Here is a 14,315-nt window from a genome sequence, read left to right on the forward strand (position 1 = left end):
TAGTTCACTAACCATTTTGAACCGAAGGAAGGAAGACTATGCCACCAACAACTTATTTCTCACCTGGAGTATATGTTGAGGAAGTCCCCTCTACTATCCAGCCTATTGCAGGTGTGGGCACTAGCACACCAGGCTTCCTCGGAGTTGTACCAGATGCAATCAAGATTCCTAAAAGCAATCCAAACTATGACCCAACCCTCCCAGTAGGAGACAATAACAAATCTTTTATAGAAGAAGATGTTACGCTTACTATTGCTGCAGGTGAAGTGAAGCTATGTACCAACTTCAGTGAGTTCAAAAAGTTTTTTGGAGACTTCTCGACTGACCTAGGGCAAAAAATACTGACCCATGCAGTTTATGGATTTTTTAACAACGGTGGCACTCGCTGCTATGTTGTGCGGGTAAAGGCTGCGGGTGACATTACTGCTGAGTTTCTAAAACAGAAATTTGCAGCCATTGACGAGATCGCAATTGTTGCTGCTCCTGGGATCACAAAAACAGATCATCCCGAGGTTATTGATGCTATCACCATCCACTGTCAAGAGCAGACTCAAGACCGTTTTGCTATCTTTGACAGTGAGGAAGTAGTCGAAGACCTAACCCAACTCGACCCGAAGTCTAATAACAACAAATTACCTCCCTTTTCAAACTATGCTGCTTACTACTTCCCTTGGCTCCAAGTTTTCGATCCGGTGACAAAAGTCCAAAATCCACAGGGTGATGGGTTCATATACGTCCCACCAAGCGGTCACATAGCGGGGATCTATGCTCGAGTAGACAATACTCGAGGCGTGCATAAAGCACCAGCTAACGAACCTGTGTTGGGATCTCTGGGACTGAAGTACAAAATTAGCAAAGCTCAACAAGACGGACTAAATCCCCAAGGCGTTAACTGTATCCGCGACCTCAATGGTAATATCCGCGTATGGGGAGCACGCACACTTGGCGGTGATAAAAACGGCGAGTTTAAGTACATTAATGTCCGCCGCACAATGCTCTTCCTGCGCAAATCAATCGATCAGGGTACTCAGTGGGCAGTCTTTGAACCCAATGATACTAACTTGTGGGCGAAAATTATACTCAATGTCACTGCCTTTTTGACCATTGTCTGGCGTAACGGGGCTTTGTTCGGCAACACACCCCAACAGGCATTCTATGTTAAATGTGATGCAGAGACCAATCCTCCTGAAGTTCGAGAACTGGGTCAGGTAATTACAGAGATTGGGGTGGCAATTGTCAGACCAGCAGAATTTGTCATCTTCCGCATCAGTCAGTGGGCTGGACCTAGCAAATAATTTAAGGGTAGGGAGTTGTTGATGGCGCTATGTTTCATTTGCTATCGAATAGGAGTAGAAAATGCTCAAGTATAAAACACCTGGCGTTTACTACGAAGAGCGCTTTCCATCACCAGTGGAAAAACTGCAAACAGGAGTGCCTGCAATTCTTGGATACATCAAGGGTAACGCAAAATTTAATGAACCTCAGCCCCTAACCCACTGGTCTGAGTTTCAGCGAGACTTCGGTGCGCCACTTCCCAATGGTTACTTGGCTTATGCAGTCCGAGGCTTCTTCAAGAACGGTGGAAGTTTATGCTATGTGGTTCCTCTCAAAGATACTATCCCGCCTGAAGATGCTTTGCTTGAAGGTTTGGCAGCGCTAGAACCACTTTGCACTATCGACTTAGTTTGCACTCCGGATATTATGCGATCGCCACCACCTATGAATTTGACAAATGATCCTTGTGCGCCAGATCTGACAGACTCAACAATATGGTCAAACTTGTCGCCACTTAACCCAGATAGCGTAATCACAATGCAGTCTGCTGTCTTAGAACATTGCCATCGTTTGGGCAATCGCTTCGCCATCCTAGATTCTTTACCTCACACCAATGAGCAACAACTGCACAATCAACGACGGGGACTCAATGGGGCGAGTGCTGCCCTTTACTATCCTTGGGTTCGAGTACAAGATGACTCATACCTGAAAAGCACCTTCGTCCCACCTTGTGGTCATGTAGCTGGAGTGTACGCCCGCAGCGACCAGAAAATTGGTGTCTACAAAGCACCTGCAAATGAAGTTCTTAAGGGTGTTCTCGAACTGGAAGTCAATTTGACAAACCGTCAACAGGGTCTATTGAATCAAGAAGGGATCAACTGTCTGCATACTTTTCCTGGTCGTGAAATTTTAGTTTGGGGTGCCCGAACCCTAAGCCATGACCCTGAGTGGACATATATCAACGTGCGACGGCTGTTCCTGACCGTTATCCGTTGGATCGAACGCAATATGTTGGAGGTAGTGTTTGAACCTAACGATGCCAGTTTATGGAATCGGATCAAGCGTGATCTGACGGATTACTTCAATGACCTGTTTCGACAGGGGGCTTTGAAGGGCAGTCAACCAGAGGAAGCTTTCTATGTCAAATGTGATGAGGATACCAACCCGCCGCAAGTGCGTGAAGCAGGACAAGTGGTCACGGAAATCGGCTTAGCTCCAATTGAACCCTGCGAGTTCATCATTGTTACCATCATCCACGGCACTACCGGAGTCACCATTTCCGGTGTTCCCAAACTTGGTTAGTAAATTCAGGAGGTTTGATTATGGCAACTGGAGATCGCAAAGATCCATTGATGGCTTATAACTTTACACTAGAGATTAGTGGAAAACGTGCTGGTTTTCGAGAGTGTTCTGGTTTGGATTCCAGCCAAGACCCCACTGAATATCGCGAAGGTAACGAAAAAGTCCTCACAGTACGGAAATTACCTGGACTGGTTAAGTACTCCAATATCAGCCTTAAATATGGAGTAACTGACGATACATCTCTTTGGCAATGGTTGACAAAAGCAGTGACGGGTGACATAGAGCGCGTGGATGGCACTATCTCCCTTTTGGATGATAAAGGTGCAGAGAAACTCAAGTGGAAGTTTAAGGCTGGCTGGCCTACCAAATGGACAGGTGCAACCTTCAACGCCACCAGTAACGAAGTGGCGATCGAAACCCTGGAAATTGCTCACGAAGGAATAGAGAAGGGCTAGAAGCGATCGCTAGGAGGACATAATGCTGCAAACAGAGTTTCCTTTCACCTTGCCTCAAGGCTACGTGGACTCGGAGGGCAGCCTCCATCGCGAGGGCATAATGCGGTTAGCTACTGCCTACGACGAGATTGAGCCATTGAAAGAGTATAAGGTGCAGACTAATGCTGCTTACTTAGTAGTCATCCTGCTGTCACGGGTGATCACCAAACTAGGTAACTTGGAACAGATTAATCCCAAGGTCATCGAAAGCTTATTTGCCGGTGACTTTGCATTCTTGCAGGACTTTTATCTGCGGATCAACCAGAATGGTAACAGTCGGCTGCTCGTGGAATGTCCACATTGCAAAGGTGAGTTTGAGGTGGAAACAGCCACCTTGGGGGAGTAATTCGCTATCCAGCAGACAGATTGTCTGCTGAGATAGCCTATATTGCCTATCACTTTCACTGGTCTTACGATCAGATTATGACCTTGGAACACCCAGAGCGACGGCACTGGGTGAGCGAAATTGCCAATATTAACCAGCAGTTTTCACATAAATGAACCACATCTTTTGTCAGGGCGAACGGTCGAGAGCCTCTATGACTATTTACAACAATTTTGCTGAAACCAAACAGATCAACAACACTGTAAGGAGGTCATGATGTATGACGGTAGGTGCTCGCAAAGATCCCTATCTCGCTTTTAATTTCCTTGTTGAGATCGGTGGATTAACAGTTGGCGGTTTCTCCGAAGTTAATGGTTTGCAGGCGGAGCTGGAAATCCTAGATTATCAGGAGGGTGGTGAGAATCAGTACATTCACAAGCTACCTGGTCCAGTTCGCTACCCGTCTAACCTAGTTCTCAAGCACGGGTTGACAGATAGCAAAACTTTGTGGAATTGGCAGCAAGACGCAATCAAAGGTACTATCAAACGCTTTAATGGGTCTATTATTCTGCAAAACAGTACTTATCAAGAAGTATGGCGCTGGAATTTTTTCAAAGCGTTTCCTGCACGCTGGATTGGACCCGATCTGCGTGCGAATACTGCAGAAGTGGCTTTAGAGACTCTAGAACTGGTTCATCATGGAATGATACAACCCCAATAGTAGATCCAACACCAATAGGCTGACGAAATGACAACATCTCCTGAAGGTCTGCATCAAGAGGGCGATCACAACGATCTCGCTCACCAATCTACCCAAAATAAGACCTGGCAGGATGCTCTTGACCCGCAATTGACCTGGCGGCTCAGGCGTCCGCTAGTCCAACCAGGTGCTATTGGGAGTAGACTCGCTAGGGCTGTGTTGTCGCGGACGCAACGAGTGAGTAACCGTTTGCCATTACTAACAAAATTAATACAGCCTTGGATTCATAATATTGGTTATTTTCACTTCCAGCCCAGCCCCAACGACCATATACTGCGGCTACCAGACTTTGATTCCACTTCTGACTCACCTGATATAGCTGCTGCGTTTAATTCTCAATCCCCTGCCAATAATGCGATCTCAGACCAAGCCGACCATCATAATACTACCGAGATGTCCCCCAGCTTGGAGGTGACTAAATTTACTCTTCTGGCTCAGGCAAGACATCAAGTTGGCTACCATAGCCAACCTTTATCATCTCTAGCTAAATCTACAGATGATACATCTAGCAGAGATAACCCACAACAAAACATCTCATTGCCCACAGATGCAATCACAATTAGCAAACCAACTTTAACTTCAGGACAACCAATATTACACAGAGCAGCCTCTAATTCTATCCCTAGTTCCCAGCCACATCTATTAGACGTAAATGCTCAACTATACCAAAGGCTTCAACGTCCGCAATTACAACCAAGGCTAGTTTCTATTCAACTAGCTCGTACTGTTCAATCACGAATACAACACTTAAGCGATCGCTTACCGTTACTGAAAGAATTAGATCAACATCAGCCTCATCAAGAAGATTTACAAGTACATAAAAAGTCTAATGATGAGATACAACGTTTGCCAGACTTTGATTCTGGCAAGGATTTACCTGAATTAACCGTATCTGAAGATTCTCAAGCTATCGCCAATGCCAATGTTGCTCGATTTAGCAGAGATAATCCTCAACAAAACATCTCATTGCCCACAGATGCAATCACAATTAGCAAACCAACTTTAACTTCAGGACAACCAATATTACACAGAGCAGCCTCTAATTCTATCCCTAGTTCCCAGCCACATCTATTAGACGTAAATGCTCAACTATACCAAAGGCTTCAACGTCCGCAATTACAACCAAGGCTAGTTTCTATTCAACTAGCTCGTACTGTTCAATCACGAATACAACACTTAAGCGATCGCTTACCGTTACTGAAAGAATTAGATCAACATCAGCCTCATCAAGAAGATTTACAAGTACATAAAAAGTCTAATGATGAGATACAACGTTTGCCAGACTTTGATTCTGGCAAGGATTTACCTGAATTAACCGTATCTGAAGATTCTCAAGCTATCGCCAATGCCAATGTTGCTCGATTTAGCAGAGATAATCCTCAACAAAACATCTCATTGCCCACAGATGCGATCGCTACTAGCAGACCAATTCTAACTTTAGGAAAACAAATAGTACACAGAGTAGGCTCTAGTTCTATCACTAGTTCCCAGCCACATCTATTAGACGTAAATGCTCAACTATACCAAAGGCTTCAACGTCCGCAATTACAACCAAGGCTAGCTTCTATTCAACTAGCTCGTACTGTTCAATCACGAATACAACGTTTGAGTAACCGTTTGCAACTGCTGACAGAGTTAACCCAGCATCAAAGCGGGGTACAACATCTGCAAACAAATCAAAAAAATCATCATGAAATACAACGGCTGCTAGACTTTAACTCTAACAATGTTTTGCCAGCATTAACAGCATTGCCCAATTCTCCACAAGTGCGTTACATTAACCAAACTAGCCAGCCGACGCAGAGAATTTTTGAAAATACCCTCTCCAGATCAAGCTATACCCATGATTTTCTAGTTGACAAATCACTTGCTCCTGATGCAACTACATCTATTGATCAACCTACTAGACAAGATCCAGAAAAAAACACCTCATCATTTTCACCATCCGTAATCAAAAACAGTGAACTTGCTGCTAACACTGCACAGACAACATCAAAGCTCGATTTAGAAAACCAACTACAACACCAACTCCTGCGTCCAATAGTCCAACCAGGTGTACTCAGCTTTAAACTAGCCCATGTTGTTCAATCACAGATACAACGCTTAAGCGATCGCTTACCGTTACTGAAAGAATTAGATCAACATCAGCCTCATCAAGAAGATTTACAAGTACATAAAAAGTCTAATGATGAGATACAACGTTTGCCAGACTTTGACTCTCGCGTTAACCCACCTAAGTTAGCAGAGTGGTCTACTTCTAATGCCGAAACTTTTCTCGCCCAACAAGTGCATCATATTAACCAGACTAGCAAGCCGAGTGGATCAGCTACCTCACGAAGCTCGAAGGCTAACAAACCGACTATTGTTCAAGGAAAAGCAAAGCATCAAGTTACACATGAAATGTTTGTCAGGGTGGATAGCCGTGCTAACCTACCATCTGCATCTGTAGTCAGATCAAAGCGAAATGGTACAACTACGATCCCAGCCCAAAAGATAAAGCAATTTATTCATCAACCAAAAACCTCATTCCCATCATCAGTTAAGACTCAAAGTAATGGGATTGCTTCTAGTAGCACTCCCATGACTGCAAAGGAACAAATAGCACAGATATCAAAATTCAACTCTACCCCTAATTTCCAGTTACATTCATCAGAACAGCAACGGCAACAACGACTCCAACACCCCCTAGTTCAATCAAGTATAATTGGCTCTCAACTAGTACGTACTATCCAGACACGAAAGCAGCAGCTAAGTAATCATCAACCACTGTTAGCTAAGTTATTCCAGCGCCAGCATAGTAGATATCACAACCAAACTCAGTCAGATCCGAGAGTTGATGTGCAGCGATCGCTCCAGGAATTTCGTCACCCTAGTGATTTAAAAGTGTTAGCAACTGAAAACACCTTGACAACAAACCCCTCTAAATTTGAGCTAGTTAACAGATCGCAACCTAACGAGCAACCAAAGGCGACCGTATCACCTTTGGCTAGAGTTATATCCGCGAGACAAACTAGATCCAACCCTACACAACAAAATTTGCAGCCTGTGAAATCAATTACTGTTTCCAGAAGCAAATCTTCTGTTTTTTCTAGTCATGCAGATATCTACTCGCAAATATCGGCAACACCTGTGACAGCAATTTCTCATAGAACAGACCATGTTTTAGAGCCACAAAGCTCTGCACCCATACAAAGAATTATGATTAAAACGAACGAAAATAGCCAGAAAATCCAACTTTCATCTGTACGACCTTTAGTGAAGGAAATTAGGAGGAAAAAACTGCTTAACTCTCCTATGCCCTTAGTTCTCTCTAGTTCATCAGCTTTTGATCGCTCAGGAGTGAAATTACAACCAACGAACAACTCAGTTATGTCTGGAACTCACAATTCATTTACCAACAGCCATCAGGAAAGTGCAATCATACCCAGCAATTCATCACAGATTAATGATACTCAATCTCATACTAATAATCAAAACAATTCAGCGAGAACCAGAGAACGCGATCGTGAGAATGCAATCGATGTAGACGACCTAGCAGATCGGGTAATGCGGAAGGTAATGAGGCAACTTGCCATAGAAAGTGAACGACGAGGAGGATGGCAATGGCCTTAGAAAAATTGAAAATCGTACCAGAAATTGGCGCAGAAATTACTGTCTTGTTTAATCCCAATGAAATCACTATTGATAAGACAGCCAATTGGCGCGTAGCTCCTACCGATGAATCAGACGTGCCAGAATCTCAATTTACTCATGGTGATCCAGCACAATTGACCATGAATTTATTATGCGACACCTATGAGGCAAAGACCGATGTCCGCACACACACTGATAAAATATTTGACCTCGCAACTATCCAGAAACACGGTTCATTACACCGACCACCTTTGTGCAAATTGATGTGGGGAAAGTTTGATTTTAATAATTTTCAGTGGGTGCTAACGAATTTAAACCAGCGTTTTACCTTATTTCTGGATAACGGTACGCCTGTGCGTGCTAACCTCACATGCACTTTTAAACAATGGCGTTCAGATCAAGAGGACGCTAAACTAACAAATAAGCAGTCGCCAGATGTAGCTAAGACACGCCTTGTTAAAGACAAAGAGAGAATTAGTAACATTGCTTATGAAGAATATGAAGATCCCACCCTCTGGCGGGCGATCGCCCAAGCAAACAAGATTGATAACCCCACCTACTTAAAACCGGGCATAGTATTAGCAATTCCTGCTTTGCGTCCTGGTTCTTCATTGGGAGGTGACATCTAAAATATGCCGAATTTAGGTGACAAGCAAAAAATAGTCCCAGATTTCCGTGTGTTGATTAATGGCACACCTATCCCAATTGATGTATCGACTGATCTGATGACTGTCGTTGTCCAAGAAGATATAGAAGCACTCAGTATGTTTACTCTTAAACTTACTAACTGGGATATCCAAAAGCACAAAGTAACTTGGTCGGATGATGAACGTTGGTTTAAAATGGGCAACGAAGTCGAAATCCATATGGGTTATATAAATCACCTCGAAAAGCTCATCAATGGTGAAATTATTGGTCTCGAACCAGAATTTGATGTGAATGAAGCTCCTAGTGTGATTGTTCGTGGTTACGATCGCCGCCATCGTTTATTGCGTGGACGTTATACTCAGGCTTTTCTTCAGATCAAAGATAGTGAAATTGTCAGCCAAATAGCCAGCAGCAAAGAGGTGAATCTAACACCTAAAGTAGAAGACACAAAAGTAAAGCTGGATTATGTCTTACAACACAACCAAACTCACTGGGAATTTTTGCAGGAACGTGCTCAACGTATAGGCTATGAAGTGGTTGTAGAAGACAAGATCCTGTATTTCCGACCTCATCAAAATGCTGATAGCCCTGTGTTAATGCTAGACCTCGACACAGACTTAATGGAGTTTTATCCCCGCCTGACTACATTACCTGAAGTTGGACAAGTGAAGGTGCGCGGCTGGAATCCCAAGAAAAAAGCAGAAATAGTTGGTTTGGCTAAGGCTGGGGATGAGGGTACGATGATGGGTGGTTCTACTACTGGCCCTACGACTGCTAATCAAACCTTTGGTTCTGCTATTAACACCAGCGTCAAGCGACCTGTATTCAATCAAGGAGAGGCAAATCAAATCGCCTTGGGATATTTAAAAGACATGGCGCTGGAATATATCACTGGTGAGGGAACTTCCATTGGTCGCACAGATTTACGAGCTGGTAAAGTTCTCAACATTCAAGGTATCGGTAAACGCTTTAGTGGCAACTACTATATGACCTCAACCACCCACATCTATTTACCGAAACGAGGCTATCGCACCCGCTTTACTGTCAGGAGAAATGCAACATGATTGATGTTAGTCTATTAGCAAATCTTTTACATTCAGATAATCAAGGTAGTCGTTTTTACGGTGTAACTGTAGGTATTGTCACTAATAATAAAGATCCTGATGGTTTGGGGCGAGTGAAAGTTCGTTTTCCTTGGTTGTGGGATGAACAAAAAAATATCGGTGTCGATAGTCACTGGGCTAGGGTGCTGGCTCCGATGGCTGGGAATAATCGAGGGCTTTACTTTTTACCGGAAGTGGAAGATGAAGTTTTAGTTGCCTTTGAACATGGTTTAGCTGAATTTCCCTATATTTTGGGGGGTTTATGGAACGGTAAGGATAATCAACCAGAAAATAATAATAATGGTCAAAATAACAAGCGTACGATCAAGTCTCGTAGTGGTCACATTATTAGCTTCGATGACACCAATGATAAGGGAAAAATCGAGATTGTTGATTCATTAGGGAACAACAGCATCACCATCAGCACAGATGATAATGCGATCGCCATTGTGTGTAAAACTGGCAAGCTCAAACTCAGCGCCGAAGGAATTGAAATTAGCTCTGGTGCAGGGATTGATATCAAAGCTACGGGCGAATTAAATATCAAGGGCAGTGTGGTGAATATCAACTAAACCGATCAGATTTGATTTTTTCAGAATAATTCTGAGGAGGAAAATTGCTAGAACAGCCAGCAGCTAAACAAGGCGACCAAATAGTGGCTGTAGATATGCATATCGTGATGATTCCCAGTCCAGCAGGGCCCGTACCAACACCATTACCTCATCCTTTTAAAGGCATCATTAAAGGTAATCTCAGCCGCAACGTCAAAATTATGGGTATGTCAGCAGCAACGGTAGATAGCACTGCGGATAATATACCGCCCCATATTCCCACACCACCAGGGACTGCTTTTCAAAAACCACCAACTAATAAGGGTACTATCATCACTGGCAGTACAACTGTCAAAATCAACGGCAAAGCTGCTGCTCGTACAGGCGATCGAGCCATAACTTGCAACGATCCGGTAGATCTGCCAGTAGGTAATGTTTTGGCTGCTGGTACTGTATTCATCGGTGGATAAGAGAGGGTGTATTTATGAATACTAATTTTCTGGGTGTAGGCTGGGAGTTTCCAGTAGAACTGGACAAAAATGGGAAAATCAAAATGGCCTATTACGAACAAAGTATCCGTAGGGCTATCAAGATGATTATAGAAACTGCCCCAGGTGAACGGGTGATGCGTCCCGACTTCGGCTGCGGTATCCACAATTTTGTTTTTGCGGTCAATAGCGCTGGTACAGCAACTAGAGTTGCAAGTGAGGTGAGTGAGTCTCTGATTAAGTGGGAACCTCGGATTGATCTAATTAATGTAAATGCCTTTCCTGATCCCGACAAAGCCTACATATTGCTAATCTCCATCGATTATCGGGTGCGTGCTACTAACAACGAATTCAACATAGTCTATCCATTTTATTTGGAATATCAGGGTGTATGAATTTATGAAAGTTCCGGAGATTGACAAGCGCAACTATGACGATATTGTTGCCCGTACGGAAACCTTAGTTCAAGCTTTTACAAGTGAGGTAAAGCCGACATTTGAAGCACTTAAGAGTCGTACTCTCAATCAAGATATTACTGACCCTGATACGGGTAAGATAATTGCTGCTGGAACTTATATAAATGATGATTTAGCCAAGCAAATCAGTGAAATTAAAGGACTGAACCTGGTAAAAGTGCAGCCTTGGCAAGCATCTGAAGATCATGATGCTGGTGGGGCGCTGATCCATATCTTTGCGCGAATGGTGCAACTAGCGATCGCTCGCCTCAATAAAGTACCAGAGAAGAATTTCTTGGCTTTTTTGGATTTGATTGGTATTCAAACCCAACCGCCCCAGCCAGCCAGAGTCCCCTTGACTTTCAATTTAGCAACTGGTAGTCCCCTTGATACTTTCGTCCCTGCTCAAACTCAAGCAATCGCTCCACCAACTGAAACCAAACCAGAAGAAATTACTTTTGAGACTGATCGCGATTTAGTTGTCACCCCATCCCAACTGATGGCGGTGTTTGTGCGTGACCCTCTGAGCGATCGCTATGGTGATTATACAGAAGTAGCTCAGGGTTTGGTAGATAAAAGCTTTTCTGCTTTCAGTGGCGATCGCCCCATTACCCACAGTTTTTATTTAGCCAACGACGAGTTATTTTTATTACCTAATCACAAGACAATTACTCTGACGATTCACTCAACTGATGCAGAGCGACTCGCAGGACTCCCTATTTCTTGGTACTACTGGGATAGTAATAATATTATTCAAGACTTAATAGTTACTTCCTCACTCAGAGAAAATGACCAGTGGCAAGTCTTGATCGCAAACTTCCCAATCCCAACAAAGCAAACAATCAACGGGGTGAAAGCTTCATGGGTAGAGGCTCGACTCAATACTGCTTTACTGCCAGACTCTCAATTACCAAAAATTAATTATATCAGTGTCAAGGTAAATATTCAGCATAGTGAGTTAGTTCCTGACCTTGGATTTACCAACTTCTTGGCACTTGACCTGAGTAAAGATTTTTATCCCTTCGGTACACAACCAGCCTTTAACGACACTCTATACCTGGCTAGTGAAAAAGCATTTGCCAACCCAGGAAGCAAGGTGACGTTAAATGTGAAACTTAGTGAATTTTCACCCTTACCAATCAATCCTGCGGCAGACTTAGAAATTGCATGGGAAGTTGGAAATGGTCGTGTTTGGGAGCTAGTAGGTAAGTCAGTTTCTCATAGTTCTGGTAGTAACTCTGGCTTCATTGATATGACTCAAGCTTTTACTAAAAATGGCAAAATTGAATTCACCCTACCCTCAGAAATTGGCTTAGAAACAGTTAATGGACAAAGCAATTATTGGATACGCGCTCGGATTATTAAAGGTAACTACGGTACGAGAACGGCTCTTACTCAAGAACTTACACACACTACACTAAGTGAAAATAGTCAAGACACCGATCCAAATGAGAGAAAAATAATTAAAGTTACTAGTGTTCGAGGTTTCTTACCAGGCGATCGCATTCAAATTGCTTCTGGTGGTAATAACCAAGAAGACGCTGAGATTGAAAGCATTAATTTGGCAGAAAGTAAATTTATCCTACGTGCAGCCCTCACCCACGATCACCCTATCGGCACAAGTGTAATCCTGTGGAGCAACTCAGCTTTAGGTCCACCATCAATCGCATCCCTTACCCTGAGTTATGACTATAAGCAGAGTGCTGCTGTGTCTGCCTGTCAGACTTACAATGACTACACCTATGTTGACTGTACAGCCGCAGCAACTCAACTAGACTCTTCTGGCTTTGAACCCTTTACCCTCACAATAGACACACAGCCAAACCTCTACTTGGGATTTGACAAACCTTTCTCTAACCGATCCGTTACACTCTATGTTGGTTTAGAGACATTACTTTACCAAGCAGAAATATCTTTCAAAAATCAAAATTTAACTAAAGAACTAGCTCCAATCAACTGGGAATATTCCAGTTCTTCAGGTTGGATTTCTCTGCAAGTTCACGATGAAACTCATGCTTTTACGCAACGGGGCTTAATTCGCTTCACGGGTTTACAACATATTCAGCCTCGCACAGAATTTGATCGCAACCTTTATTGGTTACGTGCTTACACAAAAAACAATAAAGATCAACAGCAAACCTTGCCGCCCATGCGACATCTGCTACTGAATACGACTTGGGCTACTCAAGTAATCACAATCGAAAATGAAATTTTGGGATCTAGTAATAGCCAACAAAACCAGGTTTTTCGCACAACCAAAACACCAGTATTAAAAGGACAACATCTGGAAGTGTTTGAGCCTCAGATGCTTTCACCAAAAGAACGGAACAAAATTATTGAACTTGAGAGTAAGGATGCGATCGCACCGATTTTAGGTTTTGCTGGTGAATTGGAAGGTGTTTGGGTGCATTGGCATCAAGTACCGAATTTCAATGCTTCTGATACATGGGATCGTCACTATATTCTGGATCACCTTACTGGTGAAGTGCGTTTTGGCGATGATCAACGGGGAAGAGTCCCGCCTCAAGGTCGTAACAATATCCGTATAACTTACCAGACTGGTGGCGGTGAAAATGGTAACTGTCCAGCAAAAACTATTGTTCAACTTAAATCGGCAGTACCCTACATAGACAGTGTTACAAACTATGAAGCTGCTGGTGGTGGTGCTGATCCAGAGACACTAAATGCTATCAAAGAACGGGGTCCCAAAACACTCCGTCATCGGGGTAGAGCTGTAACTGCTCAGGATTTTGAAGATTTGGCCCAAGAAGCATCTCCTGCTGTTGCTAAAGCCAAGGCCATTACTCCTTCTAAGAAAAATGGTATTGGTCTAGTTGATTTGATCGTTGTACCCCATAGCCAAGAGCCTCAACCAATCCCCAGTTTAAACCTACTGGAAAACGTTGCCAATTACATTCGCGATCGCTGTGCGCCTACCTTGGAGTTGCGAACCAACGGCCCGGATTGGATCGCCATTAGCGTTAAAGCAGAGGTAGTACCAGTGTCTTTAGCAATGACCATGAATCTTGAGGTAACTATAGTCAATGCCTTGCAGGACTTTCTGCATCCACTCACTGGTGGTTGGGAGAAACAGGGATGGCCTTTTGGTCGCACACCGCACAAGTCTGATTTTTATAGATTACTGGAATCGATTGACGGCGTTGATTTTGTCACTACTATGTCTGTGCAGGAAAGCCAGCAATCGATCTTAACTAGGAGTTTAGTCTACTCTGGCAATCATACCATCAATATCACTTCACCATCACCGGAGGAAGCCTAAT

General features: G+C 43.4%; 13 protein-coding genes. All 13 read left to right on the forward strand.

Features of this window, described 5'->3' with window-relative positions; all coding sequences use genetic code 11:
* The first annotated feature begins 38 nt into the window (after positions 1 to 38).
* The 13 genes from AACU33_RS36935 to AACU33_RS36995 all read left to right on the forward strand — a co-directional run bounded on the left by AACU33_RS36935 (position 39) and on the right by AACU33_RS36995 (position 14,314).
* The gene (locus AACU33_RS36935; protein ID WP_096595671.1) at positions 39 to 1,295 is read left to right on the forward strand and encodes a phage tail sheath family protein; all 1,257 of its coding nucleotides are present in this window, start codon (positions 39 to 41) and stop codon (positions 1,293 to 1,295) included.
* A gap of 61 nt (positions 1,296 to 1,356) precedes the next feature.
* On the forward strand, positions 1,357 to 2,577 hold the full coding sequence (locus AACU33_RS36940; RefSeq protein WP_096595673.1) for a phage tail sheath family protein: 1,221 nt from the start codon (positions 1,357 to 1,359) through the stop codon (positions 2,575 to 2,577).
* 20 nt (positions 2,578 to 2,597) lie between these two features.
* Positions 2,598 to 3,032: a phage tail protein gene (locus AACU33_RS36945; protein WP_096595675.1), complete on the forward strand. Its 435-nt coding sequence runs from the start codon at positions 2,598 to 2,600 to the stop codon at positions 3,030 to 3,032.
* A 22-nt stretch (positions 3,033 to 3,054) separates the two neighbouring features.
* Positions 3,055 to 3,417: a hypothetical protein gene (locus AACU33_RS36950; RefSeq protein WP_096595676.1), complete on the forward strand. Its 363-nt coding sequence runs from the start codon at positions 3,055 to 3,057 to the stop codon at positions 3,415 to 3,417.
* A gap of 20 nt (positions 3,418 to 3,437) precedes the next feature.
* Entirely contained in the window at positions 3,438 to 3,572 is a 135-nt protein-coding gene (locus AACU33_RS36955; RefSeq protein ID WP_339376574.1) for a DUF6760 family protein, read from the forward strand.
* Positions 3,573 to 3,676: 104 nt separating this feature from the next.
* Entirely contained in the window at positions 3,677 to 4,117 is a 441-nt protein-coding gene (locus tag AACU33_RS36960; protein ID WP_096595677.1) for a phage tail protein, read from the forward strand.
* A 27-nt stretch (positions 4,118 to 4,144) separates the two neighbouring features.
* Positions 4,145 to 7,768, forward strand: a complete 3,624-nt coding sequence (locus AACU33_RS36965; RefSeq protein ID WP_096595679.1) for a hypothetical protein — start codon at positions 4,145 to 4,147, stop codon at positions 7,766 to 7,768.
* Positions 7,759 to 8,418 (forward strand): CIS tube protein, encoded by a 660-nt coding sequence (locus AACU33_RS36970; protein WP_096595681.1) that lies wholly within the window; start codon positions 7,759 to 7,761, stop codon positions 8,416 to 8,418. The genes AACU33_RS36965 and AACU33_RS36970 overlap by 10 nt, the downstream gene beginning before the upstream one ends.
* Positions 8,419 to 8,421: 3 nt before the next feature.
* A complete protein-coding gene (locus tag AACU33_RS36975) occupies positions 8,422 to 9,501 on the forward strand; it encodes a phage late control D family protein (RefSeq protein ID WP_096595683.1) in 1,080 nt (359 codons plus the stop codon).
* The gene (locus tag AACU33_RS36980; protein WP_096595685.1) at positions 9,498 to 10,112 is read left to right on the forward strand and encodes a phage baseplate assembly protein V; all 615 of its coding nucleotides are present in this window, start codon (positions 9,498 to 9,500) and stop codon (positions 10,110 to 10,112) included. The genes AACU33_RS36975 and AACU33_RS36980 overlap by 4 nt, the downstream gene beginning before the upstream one ends.
* A 44-nt stretch (positions 10,113 to 10,156) precedes the next feature.
* On the forward strand, positions 10,157 to 10,561 hold the full coding sequence (locus AACU33_RS36985) for a PAAR domain-containing protein (protein WP_339376575.1): 405 nt from the start codon (positions 10,157 to 10,159) through the stop codon (positions 10,559 to 10,561).
* Positions 10,562 to 10,575: 14 nt separating this feature from the next.
* Positions 10,576 to 10,974, forward strand: coding sequence for a GPW/gp25 family protein (locus AACU33_RS36990; RefSeq protein ID WP_096595687.1), 399 nt, complete (start codon positions 10,576 to 10,578; stop codon positions 10,972 to 10,974).
* 4 nt (positions 10,975 to 10,978) lie between these two features.
* Positions 10,979 to 14,314 (forward strand): putative baseplate assembly protein, encoded by a 3,336-nt coding sequence (locus AACU33_RS36995; protein WP_096595689.1) that lies wholly within the window; start codon positions 10,979 to 10,981, stop codon positions 14,312 to 14,314.
* The last annotated feature ends 1 nt before the right edge of the window (position 14,315 follow it).

The organism is Calothrix sp. NIES-2098 (genome assembly GCF_963875125.1).
GTDB lineage: Bacteria > Cyanobacteriota > Cyanobacteriia > Cyanobacteriales > Nostocaceae > Aulosira.